Here is a 20,844-nt window from a genome sequence, read left to right on the forward strand (position 1 = left end):
TAAGCGCCAAGGCGCGCGCTGCATTGCTTTGCATGGGCCTTCTGGCCATCGCGCCGGCGTTCGCCGCGGCACCCGGGTTCACTGCGGTCACGCCGGATCATCCGATCGTCTTTCCGCAAGACACCGGCGCACACCCGGCTTTTCGCACCGAATGGTGGTACGCAACCGGCTGGCTCACTACGCCGGACAACCGGCCGCTCGGTTTCCAGATCACCTTCTTTCGTTCGGCAACCGGTCACGACCCTGCCGATCCGAGTGCGTTCGCGCCATCGCAATTGATCATTGCGCATGCCGCGTTGAGCGATCCCGCGCTCGGTCGTCTTGCCCACGATCAGCGTATTGCCCGCCAGGGCTTCGGATTGGCGTATGCAAAGCCGGACAATACCGATGCCAAACTCGACGCCTGGAAAATCATCCGTGCCGCTGATGGCCACTACGACGTTACAGCGGACGCTAACGGATTCGCGCTGCACCTCGCGCTGACGCCGACCCAGGCACCGCTAATCCAGGGTGAGCGCGGCTATTCCCGCAAAGGTCCGCGGCCCGAGCAGGCGAGCTACTACTACAGCGAGCCGCAATTGCGCGTGACCGGCAGCGTCGTTCGACCGGTCGCGGCAGGCAGCAAATCGACAGGGGAAACGGTCGTGACCGGCGCGGCGTGGCTCGATCACGAATGGTCGAGCACGCTGCTCGATAGCGACGCAGTCGGATGGGATTGGCTCGGCGCCAATTTGACGGATGGTTCGGCCTTGATGGCTTTCAAGGTTCGCAGTCGCGACGGACATGCGATATGGGCACATGCGGCACTCAGAAATCGCGATGGTCGAGTGACGACATTCAATCAGGATCAGGTCGACTTCATTCCGGTTCTCACATGGCGGTCGCCACGCACGAACACGTCTTATCCCGTCTCTATGACAGTCAAAACCGGCGAGCTTACGTGGCGCCTCGATCCGTTGATGGACGATCAGGAACTTGATTCGCGCGAGTCGACCGGCGCGGTGTACTGGGAAGGTGCAGTGCGGGTGAGCCGCGACGGTGCGGACGTGGGCCGTGCGTATCTGGAGTTGACGGGTTACGCGAACGCGCTGCGGATCGGCAAGGAGTGAGCGGCGTGCCTGAGGGGATTTCCGGGGGTGCGTAAACGCAGAAACCCCACCTTGATGGGGCGGGGTTTCTGTTGCTGCTAGGGAGCCTGACGATTACCTACTTTCACACGGGAATCCGCACTATCATCGGCGTGGAGTCGTTTCACGGTCCTGTTCGGGATGGGAAGGGGTGGGACCGACTCGCTATGGTCATCAGGCATGACTTGTTGTCGTGTCGCCCTGGGGGGCGGCACAACCAATCTGGAAGAAGTAGTTTCTGGTGATGCTCACCAGAGGGAGATTCGGGGGTTGTGTTGTTTCTGGCACAACACTGATCTCAACCTGTGTGTGGTCTGCATAAGACCCTGCGCGTGGCGCAGGGTGGGGCATCCATAAGTGCTGAAGCACTCACGGCTGCCGACACACACCTGTTATAGGATCAAGCCTTACGGGCAATTAGTATCAGTTAGCTTAACGCATTACTGCGCTTCCACACCTGACCTATCAACGTCCTGGTCTTGAACGACCCTTCAAGGGGCTCGAAGCCCCGGGGATATCTCATCTTAAGGCGAGTTTCCCGCTTAGATGCTTTCAGCGGTTATCTCTTCCGAACATAGCTACCCGGCGATGCCACTGGCGTGACAACCGGTACACCAGAGGTTCGTCCACTCCGGTCCTCTCGTACTAGGAGCAGCCCCCTTCAAATATCCAGCGCCCACGGCAGATAGGGACCAAACTGTCTCACGACGTTTTAAACCCAGCTCACGTACCTCTTTAAATGGCGAACAGCCATACCCTTGGGACCGGCTACAGCCCCAGGATGAGATGAGCCGACATCGAGGTGCCAAACACCGCCGTCGATATGAACTCTTGGGCGGTATCAGCCTGTTATCCCCAGAGTACCTTTTATCCGTTGAGCGATGGCCCTTCCATACAGAACCACCGGATCACTATGACCTGCTTTCGCACCTGCTCGACTTGTCGGTCTCGCAGTTAAGCACGCTTATGCCATTGCACTATCAGCACGATTTCCGACCGTACCTAGCGTACCTTCGTACTCCTCCGTTACACTTTGGGAGGAGACCGCCCCAGTCAAACTGCCTACCATGCACTGTCCCCAGTCCGGATAACGGACCAAGGTTAGAACCTCAAACAAACCAGGGTGGTATTTCAAGGACGGCTCCACGCAGACTGGCGTCCACGCTTCATAGCCTCCCACCTATCCTACACAGATCGGTTCAAAGTCCAATGCAAAGCTACAGTAAAGGTTCATGGGGTCTTTCCGTCTAGCCGCGGGGAGATTGCATCATCACAAACACTTCAACTTCGCTGAGTCTCGGGAGGAGACAGTGTGGCCATCGTTACGCCATTCGTGCAGGTCGGAACTTACCCGACAAGGAATTTCGCTACCTTAGGACCGTTATAGTTACGGCCGCCGTTTACCGGGACTTCAATCAAGAGCTTGCACCCCATCATTTAATCTTCCGGCACCGGGCAGGCGTCACACCCTATACGTCCACTTTCGTGTTTGCAGAGTGCTGTGTTTTTATTAAACAGTCGCAGCCACCAGTTTATTGCAACCCCTTCACCCTCCTGGCGCAGGCCAGTCAGGCTACAGGGGCGTACCTTATCCCGAAGTTACGGTACCAATTTGCCGAGTTCCTTCTCCCGAGTTCTCTCAAGCGCCTTAGAATACTCATCTCGCCCACCTGTGTCGGTTTGCGGTACGGTCTTGTTAAACTGAAGCTTAGAGGCTTTTCTTGGAACCACTTCCGATTGCTTCTTCACCTAGGTGAATGGCCTCGCACCCTTGAATTCCGCGCCCGGATTTGCCTAAGCGCCTTCTCCAATGCAAGGACCGGGACTTCCAACACCCGGACAACCTTCCGCGATCCGTCCCCCCATCGCATTTAACAATGGTGCAGGAATATTAACCTGCTTCCCATCAGCTACGCATTTCTGCCTCGCCTTAGGGGCCGACTCACCCTACGCCGATGAACGTTGCGTAGGAAACCTTGGGCTTACGGCGAGGGGGCCTTTCACCCCCTTTATCGCTACTCATGTCAGCATTCGCACTTCCGATACCTCCAGCGCACTTTTCAATGCACCTTCGCAGGCTTACGGAACGCTCTCCTACCATGCACATAAATGTGCATCCGCAGCTTCGGTATATTGCTTAGCCCCGTTACATCTTCCGCGCAGGACGACTCGATCAGTGAGCTATTACGCTTTCTTTAAAGGATGGCTGCTTCTAAGCCAACCTCCTGACTGTTTTAGCCTTCCCACTTCGTTTCCCACTTAGCAATATTTGGGGACCTTAGCTGGCGGTCTGGGTTGTTTCCCTCTTGACACCGGACGTTAGCACCCGATGTCTGTCTCCCGTGATTGCACTCTTCGGTATTCGGAGTTTGCTATGGCGTAGTAATCCGCAATGGACCCCACAACCATGACAGTGCTCTACCCCCGAAGGTGATACACGAGGCACTACCTAAATAGTTTTCGGAGAGAACCAGCTATTTCCAGGTTTGTTTAGCCTTTCACCCCTATCCACAGCTCATCCCCTAACTTTTCAACGTTAGTGGGTTCGGACCTCCAGTACGTGTTACCGCACCTTCATCCTGGCCATGGATAGATCACCTGGTTTCGGGTCTACACCCAGCGACTGAATCGCCCTGTTCGGACTCGCTTTCGCTACGCCTGCCCTAATCGGTTAAGCTTGCCACTGAATGTAAGTCGCTGACCCATTATACAAAAGGTACGCCGTCACCCCTCGCGAGGCTCCGACTGTTTGTATGCATGCGGTTTCAGGATCTATTTCACTCCCCTCCCGGGGTTCTTTTCGCCTTTCCCTCACGGTACTGGTTCACTATCGGTCGATCACGAGTATTTAGCCTTGGAGGATGGTCCCCCCATCTTCAGACAGGATTTCACGTGTCCCGCCCTACTTTCCGTACACCTAGTTCTTCCTCGCTGTTTTCGTCTACAGGGCTATCACCTGCTATGGCAGCACTTTCCAGAGCCTTCGACTAACAATGAAGATAAAGAGTACAGGCTGGTCCCATTTCGCTCGCCACTACTCTGGGAATCTCGGTTGATTTCTTTTCCTGCGGTTACTTAGATGTTTCAGTTCACCGCGTTCGCTTCTCGTAACCTATGTATTCAGTTACGGATGACCCATACGGGCCGGGTTTCCCCATTCGGACATCTACGGATCAAAGCTCGTTTGCCAGCTCCCCGTAGCTTTTCGCAGGCTACCGCGTCCTTCATCGCCTGTGATCGCCAAGGCATCCACCACATGCACTTGTTCGCTTGACCCTATAACGGGTGTGTCTCTGTCGACCCAGAGTTAGCGCTTTAGCGCTTACTCTGGTCCCATCCCCGAAGGGGACAGGGACATTCACAGGGAATGCCTGGACCTCAGTCACATCGTTACAGGTTGAGTATTCGTGTTGCGCCGTATTCCAAAGCAATCTTTCGATCACCTTTTCATACATTGATACAATCACAACCCTGATTCACCTACTCACATGCCCATCTCTAGACACGCTTTCGTGAATCTCTTTACTACTTCTTCCTGATTGTTAAAGAACGACAGCCGATATCGCAGTTGCTATAACCGCGTATCACTCTGACTGGCTCAATCGCCAATGCCTGTTTCACTACACCGCAAACCCCTTTCAAGGTTTGCCGCAGTAAAACCGGCATTGAAGATTGGTGGAGGATGACGGGATCGAACCGACGACCCCCTGCTTGCAAAGCAGGTGCTCTCCCAGCTGAGCTAATCCCCCAGTCATGCACAGACCATCATCACACCTCGGGGTTCATCGACTAGCGCAGCCATCGCAGACAAGACAATGGTGGGTCTGGATGGATTCGAACCATCGACCCCCGCCTTATCAAGACGGTGCTCTAACCGACTGAGCTACAGACCCCTCAGTCTGTCTGACTTACTGTCTAATTTCACAGCCGATAAGCGTGAGCGCTCAACGTTCGACACGTTAGCTCGAGAAAGGAGGTGATCCAGCCGCACCTTCCGATACGGCTACCTTGTTACGACTTCACCCCAGTCATGAATCCTACCGTGGTGACCGTCCTCCTTGCGGTTAGACTAGCCACTTCTGGTAAAACCCACTCCCATGGTGTGACGGGCGGTGTGTACAAGACCCGGGAACGTATTCACCGCGGCATGCTGATCCGCGATTACTAGCGATTCCAGCTTCACGCACTCGAGTTGCAGAGTGCGATCCGGACTACGATCGGTTTTCTGGGATTGGCTCCCCCTCGCGGGTTGGCGACCCTCTGTTCCGACCATTGTATGACGTGTGAAGCCCTACCCATAAGGGCCATGAGGACTTGACGTCATCCCCACCTTCCTCCGGTTTGTCACCGGCAGTCTCCCTAGAGTGCTCTTGCGTAGCAACTAGGGACAAGGGTTGCGCTCGTTGCGGGACTTAACCCAACATCTCACGACACGAGCTGACGACAGCCATGCAGCACCTGTGTTATGGCTCCCTTTCGGGCACTCCCACCTCTCAGCAGGATTCCATACATGTCAAGGGTAGGTAAGGTTTTTCGCGTTGCATCGAATTAATCCACATCATCCACCGCTTGTGCGGGTCCCCGTCAATTCCTTTGAGTTTTAATCTTGCGACCGTACTCCCCAGGCGGTCAACTTCACGCGTTAGCTACGTTACCAAGTCAATGAAGACCCGACAACTAGTTGACATCGTTTAGGGCGTGGACTACCAGGGTATCTAATCCTGTTTGCTCCCCACGCTTTCGTGCATGAGCGTCAGTATTGGCCCAGGGGGCTGCCTTCGCCATCGGTATTCCTCCACATCTCTACGCATTTCACTGCTACACGTGGAATTCTACCCCCCTCTGCCATACTCTAGCCCGCCAGTCACAAATGCAGTTCCCAGGTTAAGCCCGGGGATTTCACATCTGTCTTAGCGGACCGCCTGCGCACGCTTTACGCCCAGTAATTCCGATTAACGCTTGCACCCTACGTATTACCGCGGCTGCTGGCACGTAGTTAGCCGGTGCTTATTCTTCCGGTACCGTCATCCGCCCCGGGTATTAACCAGAGCGTTTTCTTTCCGGACAAAAGTGCTTTACAACCCGAAGGCCTTCTTCACACACGCGGCATTGCTGGATCAGGGTTGCCCCCATTGTCCAAAATTCCCCACTGCTGCCTCCCGTAGGAGTCTGGGCCGTGTCTCAGTCCCAGTGTGGCTGGTCGTCCTCTCAGACCAGCTACAGATCGTCGCCTTGGTAGGCCTTTACCCCACCAACTAGCTAATCTGCCATCGGCCGCCCCTGTAGCGAGAGGTCCTAAGATCCCCCCCTTTCCTCCGTAGAGCGTATGCGGTATTAATCCGGCTTTCGCCGGGCTATCCCCCACTACAGGACACGTTCCGATGTATTACTCACCCGTTCGCCACTCGCCACCAGGGTTGCCCCCGTGCTGCCGTTCGACTTGCATGTGTAAGGCATGCCGCCAGCGTTCAATCTGAGCCAGGATCAAACTCTTCAGTTCAAACCTGTTACTGTTTTTCGGTCTCTTTCGAAACCGGTCGCTCACTCAACGTACTGACGAATGATTAACCTGCCGGTGTGAATCCACCCCGACAGGAAAACCTTCCTTTAATACTCGTGTGAGACTTGATACTTTCGCTTCCGGCAGACCCCGAAGAGTCCACCGCGCGTCGCGCATCAAGCGCCCACACTTATCGGCTGTTAATTTTTAAAGATCAAATACGCATTCACCACCGAATCCGCACCGTGTCGCCCACCTGCTCAACCACCGGTACCGCTTCGTTCTGCGTCGCTGCATCAGCAGCAGAGAAACGAGATTATGGAGATCGGCCCGCCTGTCGTCAATCCCCCTTGCGCAATTATTTTCAAAAAGCTGAGCCTCCCCAAAACAGCTCCGTCCAGGCATCGAAAAATACTTAGTCATCCGATCTAATAAACGGGCAATACCAGTGATCGCAACTTTTTGCAAGCGAGAGACGCAATCTCGATCGAGAGATACCGAGAGAAACACCGAGACGCGGGAACACGAAAGCAGCAGAAGAAACAAGCGAACAGAGCCTGCACGATAGAAACGGAACACAACCGATAAAGACAAGCAAGAACCCGACAAAAGACCGGCAACGAAAGAACACCACCAAGTGTGAATACGAAGAGTGGTTTCAAGAGATGCTCTTCGGCGCGCGCAGCGCCGCCGGAGGTATGACGGCCTTGTCACTAACGCGGAATGTGCGAGAACACAGATTCCAGATGCACCACTACCGCGGCTGTGCGGGGGACCTGCTTATGAGCTGGCGGGGTGAGCCGCTTTCTTTGCTTATCTTTCTTTGCGGCGGTGTATAGACCGGAGACATAGCTGACAGGTGTGCGGGGACATGGTTGACACTTCCGGGTACTAAAACGCCCGGTCCCGACCATGCCCTGGAACGCAAGAGACACCATGAGCCTCCGACAGGAATTTGTTCATCTGGCCAGTCAGGACACGCTGACGATGACCGAGCTGTGCCAGCGCTTTAACATCAGCCGGCAGACCGGCTACAAATGGCTCAATCGCGGCGAGCATGCGCTGGCAGATCAATCCCGACGCCCGCTCAGCAGTCCGTCGAAGACCCCCGCTGCGATGGAGCAGGAAGTGGTGCGACTGCGCCAGGCCCATCCGCGCTGGGGCGGCCGCAAGATCAGCCGGCGCCTGCGTGATCTGGGCCTTGAGGCGGTGCCGCAGCCCGGCACCGTGACCGACATCCTGCACCGGCACAACCTGATCCTGCCGGCCGATTCAGCGATGAGCCAACCCTGGAAGCGTTTTGAGCACGAGCAGCCTAACGTACTCTGGCAGATGGACTTCAAGGGGCACTTTGAGACCCTCGGGAAGGAGCGCTGCAGCCCCCTGACGGTACTCGACGACCACTCGCGCTTCAGCATCCTGCTGCGCGCCTGTGGACCCACCGACACCGCTACCGTGCAGACAGGATTACGGGAGGCGTTTGGACACTATGGCCTGCCGTTACGCATCAATACCGATAACGGCTCGCCGTGGGGTTCGCCTGGCAGTCCGGGGCAACTCACCGAACTGGCCGTCTGGCTGATCCGGCTGGGTATCCGCATCAGTTACAGCCGGCCTTATCACCCGCAGACCAACGGCAAGGACGAACGGTTTCACCGTACGCTGAAGGCTGAAGTACTGAACGGACGAAGCTTCGCTACCCAGCAGCACGTGCAACAGGAACTGGACCGCTGGCGCACCGTATATAACTGCGAGCGCCCGCATGAGGCGATCGGCATGGACACGCCCATCAGCCGTTACCGGCCGAGCCCCCGGGCGTATCCATCGATCCTGCCGGAGCCGGAGTACGGCCCGGATGACGTGGTGCTGCTGGTTAAATCGGATGGCCGGCTACGCTTTGAAGGACGGCACCTCAAGGTCTCGAATGCACTTTATGGACTGCCGGTTGCGGCACGCGCAAAGCCGGGCGAAGACGGCGTATTTGAATTCTGGTTTGCCCATCACCGCATCCTCACCCTTGACCTGAGGAGCGACAATCACTGACCATAAAGTGTCAATGATGTCTCCGCACGTTTGTCAACCATGTCTCCGGTCTATACACGGCGGCAAAGAAAGTAAGTGCCGCCCCGCACAGGGGCAACGCTAATAGACCACTAACAAAGCAAGGAAAGGCCAAAGCAAAAGCAAAACCGCCCCTCTCACCATGCAACCAACATAAAAGAACGCCAAGACCAGCACAAACCCTAAAGCCCCCACCCGGCGCAGCCGTAAACAAGCAATCCAGCCACATATTTAGCAGCCGACCATGGAAAACCCAGCAGAAGACCAGCCAGAGGCCCAAGCAGAATCTCAACCCCAAAGCCAGTCGCCGCTTCTAACGTTAGAAGCAGTCCCCACAGGCAGCCCATTGGACTGGCCGATCGCCGACTCCGACGGCACACTCCTCTTCGCCGCCGGCACCATCCTGGCGACCACGGACGAGCGCAAATTCCTGTTCGACAACTTCCACCCGCACCGCGGCGACCTGCTGGACACGGCCACGCAACCCGAACCGCCAACCGATCACCCAGCCAACACCGCCGACAACCTCACCCTGAAAGACATGCACCTAACGATAGGTGCATTAATCGGCGTACGCTCCCAACTCGGCAGCGGCGCCCCGATGCATCCATGCCGCATCATCGGCTTCGCACCCAACCACGCGCTCTTCGTCACGCCGCCGCTACAGGATGGCCGCATCCTGCCGCTGCGCCTCGGTGAAAACATCGAGATCGTCGCCATAGCAAGCCATGCCGTTTTTTCGTTTTGTCTGCACGGTCGAGTCAGTTTGCCGTGCCCCATTCGATTACGTGGTGCTATCGAAACCCGGCGTGATCCGCCGCCTGCGCGAACGCAAATCGATCCGCGTCCATGCGCATCTCGCGGTGCGCTTCGGCATCGGCGAAACGGGCGATTCATATGAAGGTCTGGGCCTCGCCAAAAGCATCAGCGCATTAGGTATGTCGCTGACCACTCCGTGGACGCTGGGTGAAGTCGGTGAACGGCTACGCGTCGCTTTCTGCCTCAGATCGGCGGTGCTGCCGACCGAGATCGAAACGACCGCCGTGATCCGCAATGTGCAGAAAGGCAGTACGCCAGGCGAGCCCTCGACCCACGGCCTCGAATTCGACCAACTCGACGTCGCGCAACAGATGGCGATGAAGGTCTTCGTATTCGACCGCCAGGACGACGTGCAGTACTGGTCCAACAGTTTGAAATAAACGCACGAAAACGCGCCGCACGGCGCGTGTGTGCTACTCAGGCAATGAGGGCAGTCAGGCGATCAACTCGTCCGGCGTAAGCAGCGCCGCCCCCCACGCATCGGCAAGCGCGCGGCAGCGGCCCAGCCGTATCGCCTCACGCTCGAAATCGACGAACACCACCTCGTCCGCGTGACGCGGCCGCGCCGGCTGATCGCCACTGCGGCCGTCGCTCAGAATCCACAACCAGCGCTGCTGTGCGGGCTTGCGCCGGGCGCTGCGCGCCAGCACCTGGGCAGCCTCGCGCACACCGGACGCCAGCGGCGTGCCGCCGCCTCCGCCCACCGGTCCTAGCCACCGCTCGTTCCACCAGCGCGGCACGGCAGGACCGAAACGCAGAGTGGCACCGGCACCGCCAAAACACACCAGCGCCGCCTCGGCGCGCGCGGCACTGGCGCGATCGAACAACGCAATCAGCAGACCTTTGGCAAGTGCAAGGCGCTGCCCGCCAAGCATCGACCCGGAACAATCGAGCACGAAGCAATGCAGCACGCCGCCCCGCGGCGCCTCGCGCACGAAGCGCAGATGCTCCGTGCGCAGCGCGTCCTGGCGCCTCGCGGCAAGCGTCGGCAGCCAAGCAATACGCTTGCCCGCTGTGCCTTGCAAACGGCCACGCAAACCTGCGCCAGCACCTTGCCGCCATCGAAAACCGCTGCGCGAGTCAGCGGCGGCACCCTTCCGATGGCTTAGCATTTTTTTGCGTTGAGCGGGACGACGCCTTTGACCTGCGCGACACCCGCGGGCTCCGGTGGCAAGTAACCCCAATCGTTATCGACGGCAGCGACACCTGGCATTGCCTCTTGCGAGGACCGCGAAGGCTCAGCATCCGCATTGTCAGCAGCCTGCTGCGGCACTTCGCGCTCTGGTGTCTCGCCACCCGCACGCGTCTCGCGATCGTGGCGCCGATGCGCCAGTACCGCCTCCGCAACCCGCCCGACATGCTCCGTCGTGACCGCAGCCGCCTGCTCCAGCGCCGCCAATGCCCGCGCTGCGCGCAGCATCACAAGATCGGCACGCAAACCATCGACCACCGCGTCAATGCATAGCGCGCTGACATGCGCATGCACGGCGTCGTCGAAGTCCAGTCGCGGCAACGCTTCACGCGCCGCACGAATCCGCTGGACATACGTTTCCTGTTGCTGCGTATAGCGAGCACGAAAACCCTGTGGATCGAGATCGAACCCCAGCCGTGCCTTGACGATCTGCTGACGCACCTGCGGCTCAAAACAGTTCTGCAACTCGACCATCAAACCGAAACGATCGATCAGTTGCGGCCGCAACTCACCTTCTTCCGGATTCATCGTGCCGATCAGCACGAAGTTCGCCTCGTGACTATGCGAAACACCATCGCGTTCGACCGTATTCACGCCACTGGCGGCGGCATCGAGTAACGCATCGACGAGCGCGTCGGGCAACAGATTCACTTCGTCGACATACAGCACGCCGCGATGTGCTTTCGCCAGCAGGCCAGGTGAAAAACGCACGGAACCATCGCGCAGTACGGTTTCGATATCGAGCGTACCGATCAAACGATCTTCGCTCGCGCCAAGCGGCAGATTCACCCATTGCCCTTCCGGCAGCAATTCGGCAAGCGCGCGCGCCGCGGTCGATTTCGCCGTGCCGCGCGGTCCGCTCACCAGCACCCCGCCCAAACCCGGATCGACGGCGGCCAGCAATAGCGCCTGCTGCAACGGCGTCTGGCCGATCAGCGCGGCAAAAGGAAAAATGGGTCGTTGGATCGCAGCGTTCATGTTTGCATCCCTTCGATCTGCTGCTCGCTTGCAAGCAGATGCTGTTCGACTTGCGCACGATAATCGCCGGGCGCCTGCCACAATCCGCGCTGCATCGCTTCGAGCAAACGCTCGCAGATCGAATGCAGCGCGTGCGGATTGTGTCGCTGCAAGAACTCGCGCGTATCGGCGTCGTTCAGATAAGCCTCGGTGACAAGCGCATATTGATGATCGGCGACCACGCGCGCGGTAGCGTCGTAGCCGTACAGATAGTCGACCGTCGCCGCGATTTCGGCCGCGCCTTTGTAGCCGTGACGCTTCACGCCATCGAGCCATTTCGGATTGACCACGCGCGAGCGGATCACCCGCGCGATCTCTTCATGCAGCGTACGCACGCGCGGCGCTGCCGGATTGCTGTGGTCGGCGTGATAAACCTGAGGCTGATTGCCCGCCAGATGCCGCACCGCGGCGACCATGCCGCCCTGGAACTGATAGTAATCGTTCGAATCGAGCAGGTCGTGTTCGCGGTTGTCCTGGTTCTGCAGCACGACATCCATCGCGGCGAGGCGTGTGCCGAACGCGTGGCGCGCTTCCTCGCCGGCGCTTTTCTGCGTGTAGGCATAACCGCCCCACGCCTGATACGCGTTGGCGAGATCGGCGTCGGTTTGCCATTGCTGCGAGTCGATCATGTCTTGCAGACCCGCGCCATAGGCACCGGGACGCGCGCTGAACACGCGCCAGCCGGCACGCTTGCGCGCTTCGGCGGCGTCCATGCCGCGCGCAATCAGCGCGTCGCGTTCGCGCAGCACACGCGCGCGGATCGGGTTCAGGTCTTCGGGCTCGTCGAGTTCGGCCACCGCCTGCACGGCAGCATCGAACAGATGCATCACGTTCGCGAAGGCATCTCGGAAAAAGCCGGATACGCGCAACGTGACGTCGATACGGGGCCTGTCGAATACCTCGATCGGCATGATCTCGAAGTCGGTCACGCGATGACTGCCCGGCGCCCACTTCGGCCGTACGCCGAGCAGCGCGAGTGCCTGGGCGATATCGTCGCCGCCCGTGCGCATGGTGGCCGTGCCCCATACCGAGAGGCCAATCGCACGCGGATAGTCGCCCTTCTCCTGCAAATGCCGTTCGATCAACTGTTGCGCCGATTTCAACCCGAGCGACCACGCCGCTTGCGTCGGAATGGCGCGCGTATCGACGGAATAAAAGTTGCGGCCGGTGGGCAATACGTCGGGCCGTCCACGTGATGGCGAACCGCTCGGCCCCGGAGGCACGAAACGGCCCTCGAGGCCACGCTTCAGATGAAGCATTTCCTGCGGACCGCAAGCGTCGAGCCGCGGCAATACATCATGACGCAGGCGTTCGATCACACGCTCGGCCTGCGGCAACGTCCCGTTCACGAGCGCCATATTGGACGCTTCATCGCCGCATACCTCACGCAACATGTCAGAGGCCAGCAGTTCCAGACGCTCGCGTGTATCGCCACAGTGCCGCCAGGGCGCATCGCTGACCTGCTGCAACACGTCAGGACGAGGACCGTCCCACGCCGCCGACCAATCCACCGAAAGCGGGTCGAACAGATGATCCATCTCCAGATCGCGCGCCAATGCATCGATCAATCCGGCCTTGCCGCCCTGGCCATCGCCGACCGGGAAGCGCCCCAAAGCCAGCAACGTATCGCGCCGCTGCACCCCTGCGGGCGATTGCCCGAACGTGTGCAAGCCGTCGCGAATCTGCGCTTCCTTCAACTCGCACAACCACGCATCGACACGCGTCAGCAGCACATCTTCATCGTCCTGACCGTTCGGTTCCGCGAGACTCAGTTCGTCATGCAACCGGTGCTCGACGATGGTTTCGAGAATCGTGCGCCTCAACAGCTTCGAGCGGCGCGGATCGACCATCAGCGCCTCATAGTATTCGTCGACCTGGCGCTCGAGATCCTGCAAGGGTCCGTAAGTTTCGGCGCGTGTAAGCGGCGGCATCAGGTGATCGATGATGACCGCCTGCGCGCGGCGCTTGGCCTGACTGCCCTCGCCCGGATCGTTGACGATGAACGGATACAGATGCGGCATCGGTCCGAGAATCAGATCGGGCCAACAGGCATCGCTCAACGCGACACTCTTGCCCGGCAGCCATTCGAGATTGCCATGCTTGCCGACATGCACGACCGCGTCGATGCAGAACTGATGACGCAACCAGAAATAGAACGCCAGATACGCATGTGGCGGCACGAGTTCGGCATCGTGATAGCTCGCGTAATCGCCCTGCTCGCGTGAACGCGAAGGCTGAATACCGACGAACACCTGCCCGCAACGCCAGCCTGCGATCATGAAGCGGCCGCGCCGCAACGTCGGATCCTGTTCGGGCGAGCCCCAGCGTGCGTTCAGCGCCTGGCGGGCCTCCGCGGGCAACGCGTTGAAGTACAGAAGGTAGTCGTCGAGCGCGAGGCTTTGCAACGCGGGCCGCAAGTCACGCACGACCGGATCGTTGGTCACGCCTTCGGTGAGCTGCTTTAACAAAGCGTCGCCGTCGGTCGGCAAGTCTGCGACGCGATATCCGTCGTCGCGCAACATCGACAGAATGCCGACCACCGAGGCCGGCGTATCGAGCCCCACGCCATTGCCAATCCGCCCTTCGCTCATCGGATAGTTGGCGAGGATCAGCGCGAGTTTCTTCTGCGCGTTATCGAGCGTGCGCAGACGGCACCAGCGACGGCTCAGTTCGGCCAGAAAGCCGACACGCTCCAGGTCCGGCTGATAACGGACCACATCGACCTGCGTGTGCGGACAACGATACGCGAGCCCCTTGAAGCTGATCGCGCGCGTGATGATGCGGCCGTCCACTTCCGGCAGCGCGATATGCATGGCGATATCACGCGAGTTGAGGCCCTGATTGTCCTTGAGCCAATCGTCGCGATTGCCGCCGCTCAGGATCACCTGCATCACCGGCGCGTCGCCGGCCAGCGCAAGCGGCTCGGGGTCGTCGATCGCGGATGCGGCGAATGCGGTCGTATTCAGCACCAGCGCGACGTGGTGTTGCGCGCACAACTGCTGCACGACTTCGCGGCTCATTGCATCTTTCAGCGACGTAATCGCGATCGGCAGCGGGTTCAGGCCTTGCGCTTCGAGCGCATCGATTAGCGCGTCGAATACGGCGGTATTGGCCGCCTGAAGATGTGCCTTATAGAACAGAATCGCGGCAACCGGCGCGCCCTCGCGCCAGCGCGACTGCCAGTCGGCCATCGTAGGCGTGTCGCGTTCCGGATGGTAGAGCGTCGCGGCAGGCAACGCGCGCGGCGGCGCAGGTTCGCGTCCCCAGCCAAATGAGCGGTACGCAATGCAGCGCAGGAACGCTTCGGCATTCTGCGGGCCGCCTTCACGCAGATAGCGCCATAGCTGATGGCACAAATCGGCGTCGGCGGTGCTGCGCGCGAGCAGATTCGGGTCTTCCTGCAGATCGCCCGAAAACATCGCGAGCGTCTGCTGCTTGCGCTCAGCGAGAGCGACGACCTGTTCGATTCCGTACGGCCAGTACGCCTCGCCGCCAAGATGATCGACCACCACCACGCGCGCATGCTGCAGCACGTCTTCGATATAGAAATCGACCGAAGCCGGCTGCCGCAAATACGTGACGTTCGCAAGCCGTACACTCGGAAACCCATCGCCCAAGCGGGGAAACACGCTCGCCAGCAGCGACAGCGTGGTATCGGCAGAACTGAGCACCACGATATCGGCAGGCTGCTGATCGATACGGATCACGCCTTGCGTATCGTCGACAAAACCGCCCGGCGTGGTGCGCAGCAGATGCATGAGCGCTTACGCCTGTTGCGGCTGGACGCTCGCTGCGACGCCCAGGGCGGCGTCGAGTGCCTGTTGCAGCGCGGCCTGGTCGAGGTCTTCGCCGATCAGCACGAAGCGGCTTTGCAGACCTTCGCCCACTTCCCCGGCTTGCCAGCGGCGGTCGAAGTAACTATCGAAACGACGGCCCACGCCCTGGATCACGAGGCGCATCGCCGCGCCCGGCAGCGCAGCGAAACCCTTGACGCGGTAAATCGTGTTCGTTTCGACCAGCCCTTGCAACGCGGCGATCACCGCCTCACGCGACGAAACATTCGCCTGCACCACCACCGAATCGAACTCGTCATGGTGGTGATCGGCGTCGTCAGCCGAACCATGGTGATCGTGGCGCAAGTGGATCGTTTCCTCCGAGGCCGCTTCGAGACCCAGCAGCGTATGCAGGTCGAGCTGGCCCATCTGCGCGCGTACGATCTTCACCTGCGCCGGAATTTCTTCACGAATAAGCGCTTCGACCGAAGCCTGATGCGATTCGTCAAGCAGGTCGGTTTTGTTCAGAATCACCAGATCGGCCGCCGACAATTGATCTTCGAACAGTTCGTGCAGCGGCGATTCGTGATCGAGGTTTGGATCGGCCTTGCGCTGCGCGTCCACCGCAACCGGATTGTCGGCGAACTGGCCGCTCGCCGCGGCCGGCCCGTCAACCACGGTAACGACCGCGTCGACGGTAAAGCTATTCTTGATCTGCGGCCAGTTGAAAGCCTGCACGAGCGGCTTCGGCAACGCGAGACCGGAGGTTTCGATCAGCACGTGATCGATCTGCTCGCGGCGCTCCACCAGCTTTTCCATCACCGGGAAAAACTCTTCCTGCACGGTGCAGCACAGGCAGCCGTTCGCGAGTTCATACAGTTGGCCTTCGGTTTCGACGCCGTTTTCATCGCAGCCGATGCCGCAACCCTTGAGGATTTCCCCGTCGATGCCGAGTTCGCCGAACTCGTTGACGATCACCGCGATGCGCTTGCCGCCCGCGTTCTGAAGAATGTGCCGCAGCAGCGTGGTCTTGCCGCTGCCGAGAAAACCCGTGACGATGGTGACGGGAATCTTGCGCATTTGAATTTGCATCGTGAGGTCCATCCGTAGGAGTTGCAGGTGCACGCCGGCGCGTTTGCGCGTTTTGTCTGTATCGGTCATGCAAACGGGGCCGCGCCCTGCAGGCAATAACGATAACAATGGCAAAACACGGGGACGAACAACGGCGTTGCCGGGGCAACAGAAAACAGAAATGCGGTCATGAACGCACCGCCGCATCCCCGCGGGGTCGTTCTTCGTCGTCTGGCCGGTATCCGGGCTGGCGAAAGCGCCGCTTCCCCTTCCCGGACGAGTGGTTTCTCGTCCAGTGGTCATATGCCGACGCGGCCTTGCGCGTGGACATCGAAGCCGGCTCCGCGGCGCCAGACAATCAATCTGGAACCGCATTTCGCTTACCGTTGCGGGGGCAGCACAGGTTAGCCCGGTCCATGGCAGGTGGGCACCCTGTTTCCCGTTTAACTGCATGCGCACGAGCGCGCACACGAGCACCAAAGTGCGTGCGAGTTTAGGCCGAGAGCCCCATGCCGTCAAGGAAACACGGGGTGTAGCAGGGCCTTTTCGCCATGCCGGCGCGACCTGCCGTGTGCTATTGTATGCGCGCGTTGGGTGCCCGCCCCTACGGGCCGCCTGGACCACCGCAACTCTCGCAGACCCTTCATGAAAACACTCAGCATCGGCATCGGTTGTCGCTTGCACAGTTCGGCTGAGCAGATCGAAGCGGCTGTGCGCGCCACGCTCCGCTCGCATACATTCGGCGAAATCGCTGCGATTGCCTCGGTCGACACCAAAGCCCACGAAGCCGGTTTGCTCGAATTCTGCACACGCCACGCGCTGCCGCTGAAGTTGTTCAGCCGCGCGCAAATTGCGGCGATATCCGTGGACGATCCGTCGGCGGCGGTGCGCGAACATCTCGGCATAGACGGCGTCTGCGAGCCATGCGCGCTGCTCGCTGCGGCCGGCGCGTTCGATGTGGCCGATGTGGCCGATGCCCACAACACGCGGCTGCTCGTGCGTAAAACCGTACACAGTGGCGTCACGGTGGCGATAGCCTCCTCGGGCAGCGCCCAGGCCGTCGGCGAACAGACAAATAACGACTCTCCAGAACAGGACCTGCAATGAAGACCGATCCCGAATCGCATCAACGCATGACCGAACGCCGGCGCGAAGGCCACGAAAAAAAACAGGCCAACGCTACCGTCGAAAAAGGTCTGCTGATCGTCAACACCGGCACCGGTAAAGGCAAAACCACTGCGGCATTCGGCATGGCCGTGCGCGTGCTCGGGCACGGTATGCGCCTTGGCGTCGTGCAATTCATCAAGGGCGCGCTGCATACCTCGGAGCGCGACTTCCTCGGTGCGATCGCCCAATGCGACTTCGTCACGATGGGTGACGGCTACACCTGGAACACCCAGAATCGCGACGCCGACATCGCCACCGCGCGCAAGGGCTGGGACGAAGCGCGCCGGATGATCGAGAGCAGCGATTATCAGATGGTGATCCTCGACGAACTGAACACCGTTCTCAAGTACGAATACCTGCCGCTCGACGAAGTGCTGTCGGTATTGAACGCGCGCGCGCCGATGCTGCACGTGGTGGTAACCGGCCGCCACGCGCCCGATGCGCTGATCGAAGCCGCCGACCTCGTCACCGAAATGCGCATCGTCAAGCACCCGTATCGCGAGCAAGGCGTGAAAGCGCAGCGCGGCGTGGAGTTCTAGGCGATGTCCGCGTGCCCCGCCCTGTTCATTAGCGCGCCCGCGTCGGGTCAAGGCAAGACCACGATTACCGCGGGTCTGGCGCGCTACCACCGGCGGCTGGGGCGACGCGTGCGCGTCTTCAAGACGGGTCCCGACTTTCTCGACCCGATGATTCTGGCGCGAGCCAGCGGCGCGCCGGTACTGTCGCTCGATCTATGGATGGTGGGCGAGACGGCCTGCCGGAACCTGCTCGCGCAGGCGGCGGCCGAAGCGGATCTGATTCTGATCGAAGGCGTCATGGGTCTGTTCGACGGCACGCCGAGCAGCGCCGATCTGGCCACCACGTTCGGCGTGCCGGTACTCGCGGTGATTTCGGCGAAAGCAATGGCGCAGACCTTCGGCGCGGTCGCCTTCGGTCTCGCGCAATTCAGGCCGCAAGTGCCGTTTTACGGTGTGCTCGCCAATCGCGTCGGCTCGCCAAGACACGCGCAAATGCTCGAAGAGGCTTTACCGCCAGCGCTGCGCTGGTGCGGGCACATCACCAGTCATGACGGCATCGAGTTGCCCGATCGCCATCTCGGCTTGCATCAGGCCGCCGAGATCGACGATCTGGACACGCGTCTGGAGCGCGCCGCCGATGCGCTCGCGCACACCGCGCTGGCGGAACTGCCGCCGCCGGTCGAATTCGGCGCGCCAGCGCCGGAAGCACTGCCGCGTATTCTGGAAGGCAAGCGTATCGCCATTGCGCGCGACGCCGCGTTCTCGTTCATCTATCCGGCCAACGTCACACTGTTAGAAACGCTCGGCGCGCACGTCGACTACTTCTCACCGCTTGCCGACGAAGCGCTGCCCGAGCATGCCGACGCCCTGTACCTGCCAGGCGGCTATCCCGAACTGCATGCACCCTTGCTGGCAGGCAACACGCGCAGTGCCGCAACGATTCGCGCGCACGCGGCAGCCAGCAAACCGATCGTCGCCGAATGCGGCGGCATGCTCTACCTGCTCGAGCAGCTCACCGACACGCACGGTACCAGCACGCCAATGCTCGGCCTGATGCCCGGCCATGCAAGCATGCAAAAGCGCTTCACGGCGCTCGGCATGCAACAGATCGACAGCCTGCATGGTCCAATGACCGGCCACACGTTTCACTACTCGAAGCTGACCACACCGCTCACGCCGCTGCGCTCGGCCACCCGGCCACCCGGCGATGCCCCGGGCGAGGCCGTGTTCCGCGCCGGGTCGATCGTGGCAACCTATATGCACACTTATTGGCCCTCCAACCCGGCCTTCACGGCCGCCCTGTTCCATGGCGAAGCCTTTTAACGATTCCGAACGCGCAGCCGTCTACCGCGCGATTTACGAACGGCGCGACATGCGCCATTTCGTGCGCGACCCGGTCGACCCTGCCGTGCTGCAACGCTTGCTCGACGCGGCACATCACGCGCCGAGCGTCGGTTTCATGCAGCCCTGGCGTATCGCGCGCGTCACCGATCCGGCCTTGCGTACGGCCTTGCACGCGACCGTCGAAAGCGAACGGCTCGCTACCGCCGACGCACTCGGCAAGCGTCGCGAAGAGTTCATGAAGCTGAAAGTGGAAGGCATGCTGGAGTGCGGCGAACTGCTGGTGATGGCACTGATGGACGGCCGCGAGCGGCACATCTTTGGACGCCGCACCTTGCCGGAGATGGACCTGGCGTCCGTGGCATGCGCGATCCAGAACATGTGGCTGGCCGCGCGCGCGGAAGGTCTGGGGATGGGCTGGGTGTCGCTATTCGATGTCGACGCGGTGCGCCAATTGCTGCATATGCCCGAGGGCGCGCGGCCGGTGGCCATCCTGTGTCTCGGCCACGTCGATCAGTTCTATTGCGAGCCGATGCTGGAAACCGAGCGCTGGGCAAGCCGCATGCCGCTCGCCGATTGCGTGTTTGAAAACCGCTGGCCGCAAGACGATAAAACGCCGGAATAACGCCAGGCTTTACGGCTGAAGCGGCTTGACTGAAACCACCTCCGGCACGCCACCCGTCTTCTCGGTACGCAGTTTCACGCGCCATTCGGGCGGTGCATCGAACGGAAATTTAGCCAGCGCGCTCTTCACGAGCAGCGGCATGGCGTGCAAGGGATCGGCATCGCGATCGCTGCTGGCCGCGCTCACTTTGTAGACTTCCCGTCCGCTCGATCGCTCGAAAAACCGCAGCGTCAACGTGTGCTGATAGGCGCGTCCGCCGAACAGCGAAAACGGCGCTTCGGGCGAGCGTTCGCACACGCCCGGCGCGCAATCCTTCGTGCCCACGCCGACCGCTGCCGGCCGCGTGTCATACGCAATCGACAATAAATAGTGCGCGGGCTTGTCCGCCGTATCGACAAGGCCGTTCTTCGCCAGCTCATCGTGCAGCATGGTTTCAAATTGCGGATGATCCGCGCCGGCGTCCTGCGACGGCATCCGCGCAATCGTATAAGTACGCTCACCCTGCAGCGCGGCTGAAGGGTTCGCCGTGTGCACGTTGGCGTTCAGACCCGCGCATCCGGTCAGACTCGCCGCGGCCAGCACGGCACAGATCAATATCGCTTTCACCAGCTTCTCGCTTCGATAAGGTCAATG

Annotated in this window: 11 protein-coding genes, 2 tRNA genes, 3 rRNA genes, 1 pseudogene and 1 riboswitch; of the genes and pseudogenes, 7 read left to right on the top strand and 10 right to left on the bottom strand. The window is 60.2% G+C overall.

Annotated elements, in window-relative coordinates; genetic code table 11:
• Positions 1–32: 32 nt before the first annotated feature.
• A complete protein-coding gene (locus tag GH665_RS30455; RefSeq protein WP_246216525.1) occupies positions 33–1,109 on the top strand; it encodes a lipocalin-like domain-containing protein in 1,077 nt (358 codons plus the stop codon).
• An 84-nt stretch (positions 1,110–1,193) separates the two neighbouring features.
• Here GH665_RS30455 and rrf read toward each other — a convergent pair.
• The 5 genes from rrf to GH665_RS30480 all read right to left on the bottom strand — a co-directional run bounded on the left by rrf (position 1,194) and on the right by GH665_RS30480 (position 6,627).
• Positions 1,194–1,306, bottom strand: a 5S ribosomal RNA gene (gene rrf / locus GH665_RS30460).
• Positions 1,307–1,523: 217 nt separating this feature from the next.
• A 23S ribosomal RNA gene (locus GH665_RS30465) occupies positions 1,524–4,403 on the bottom strand.
• Positions 4,404–4,800: 397 nt separating this feature from the next.
• Positions 4,801–4,876 (bottom strand) — tRNA-Ala (locus GH665_RS30470).
• A gap of 67 nt (positions 4,877–4,943) precedes the next feature.
• A tRNA-Ile gene (locus GH665_RS30475) sits at positions 4,944–5,020 on the bottom strand.
• A gap of 76 nt (positions 5,021–5,096) precedes the next feature.
• Positions 5,097–6,627, bottom strand: a 16S ribosomal RNA gene (locus tag GH665_RS30480).
• Together the 16S, 23S and 5S rRNA genes with 2 tRNA genes alongside form the textbook arrangement of a ribosomal RNA operon.
• Before the next feature lie 912 nt (positions 6,628–7,539).
• Between GH665_RS30480 and GH665_RS30485 the strand changes: the two genes are divergently transcribed.
• Positions 7,540–8,670, top strand: coding sequence for an IS481 family transposase (locus GH665_RS30485; protein ID WP_153140889.1), 1,131 nt, complete (start codon positions 7,540–7,542; stop codon positions 8,668–8,670).
• A 262-nt stretch (positions 8,671–8,932) separates the two neighbouring features.
• Positions 8,933–9,887 (top strand): annotated as a pseudogene (locus tag GH665_RS30490) (flagellar brake protein).
• Between the two features lie 54 nt (positions 9,888–9,941).
• Here GH665_RS30490 and GH665_RS30495 read toward each other — a convergent pair.
• Genes GH665_RS30495 through cobW form a run of 4 tightly spaced genes read right to left on the bottom strand, consistent with a single transcriptional unit; the run spans position 9,942 to position 16,581 of the window.
• Entirely contained in the window at positions 9,942–10,619 is a 678-nt protein-coding gene (locus tag GH665_RS30495; protein WP_425496058.1) for a vWA domain-containing protein, read from the bottom strand.
• Positions 10,613–11,677, bottom strand: a complete 1,065-nt coding sequence (locus tag GH665_RS30500; RefSeq protein ID WP_153140890.1) for a magnesium chelatase ATPase subunit I — start codon at positions 11,675–11,677, stop codon at positions 10,613–10,615. Before GH665_RS30500 ends, GH665_RS30495 begins: the two co-directional genes overlap by 7 nt.
• Positions 11,674–15,474, bottom strand: coding sequence for a cobaltochelatase subunit CobN (gene cobN / locus GH665_RS30505; RefSeq protein ID WP_153140891.1), 3,801 nt, complete (start codon positions 15,472–15,474; stop codon positions 11,674–11,676). Before cobN ends, GH665_RS30500 begins: the two co-directional genes overlap by 4 nt.
• A 6-nt stretch (positions 15,475–15,480) precedes the next feature.
• Positions 15,481–16,581 carry a cobalamin biosynthesis protein CobW gene (gene cobW / locus GH665_RS30510; protein ID WP_153140892.1) on the bottom strand — a complete coding sequence of 367 codons (1,101 nt, stop codon included), beginning with the start codon at positions 16,579–16,581 and terminating at the stop codon, positions 15,481–15,483.
• A gap of 195 nt (positions 16,582–16,776) precedes the next feature.
• Positions 16,777–17,056: riboswitch (cobalamin riboswitch) on the bottom strand.
• 149 nt (positions 17,057–17,205) lie between these two features.
• Here cobW and GH665_RS30515 point away from each other — a divergent pair.
• From GH665_RS30515 to bluB, 4 genes are read left to right on the top strand one after another with little or no spacing between them, the layout of a single operon-like run.
• Positions 17,206–17,667 carry a cobalamin biosynthesis protein gene (locus GH665_RS30515; RefSeq protein WP_153140893.1) on the top strand — a complete coding sequence of 154 codons (462 nt, stop codon included), beginning with the start codon at positions 17,206–17,208 and terminating at the stop codon, positions 17,665–17,667.
• Positions 17,664–18,266 (top strand): cob(I)yrinic acid a,c-diamide adenosyltransferase, encoded by a 603-nt coding sequence (gene cobO, locus GH665_RS30520; RefSeq protein ID WP_153140894.1) that lies wholly within the window; start codon positions 17,664–17,666, stop codon positions 18,264–18,266. The genes GH665_RS30515 and cobO overlap by 4 nt, the downstream gene beginning before the upstream one ends.
• A gap of 3 nt (positions 18,267–18,269) precedes the next feature.
• Positions 18,270–19,568: a cobyrinic acid a,c-diamide synthase CobB gene (locus tag GH665_RS30525; protein ID WP_153140895.1), complete on the top strand. Its 1,299-nt coding sequence runs from the start codon at positions 18,270–18,272 to the stop codon at positions 19,566–19,568.
• Positions 19,552–20,211 carry a 5,6-dimethylbenzimidazole synthase gene (gene bluB, locus GH665_RS30530; protein ID WP_153140896.1) on the top strand — a complete coding sequence of 220 codons (660 nt, stop codon included), beginning with the start codon at positions 19,552–19,554 and terminating at the stop codon, positions 20,209–20,211. The genes GH665_RS30525 and bluB overlap by 17 nt, the downstream gene beginning before the upstream one ends.
• 9 nt (positions 20,212–20,220) lie before the next feature.
• On the opposite strand, the gene GH665_RS30535 is transcribed toward bluB, so the two are convergent.
• Positions 20,221–20,820 (bottom strand): DUF4136 domain-containing protein, encoded by a 600-nt coding sequence (locus tag GH665_RS30535; RefSeq protein WP_153140897.1) that lies wholly within the window; start codon positions 20,818–20,820, stop codon positions 20,221–20,223.
• Between the last annotated feature and the right edge of the window lie 24 nt (positions 20,821–20,844).

Source organism: Paraburkholderia agricolaris (assembly GCF_009455635.1).
Lineage (GTDB): Bacteria > Pseudomonadota > Gammaproteobacteria > Burkholderiales > Burkholderiaceae > Paraburkholderia > Paraburkholderia agricolaris.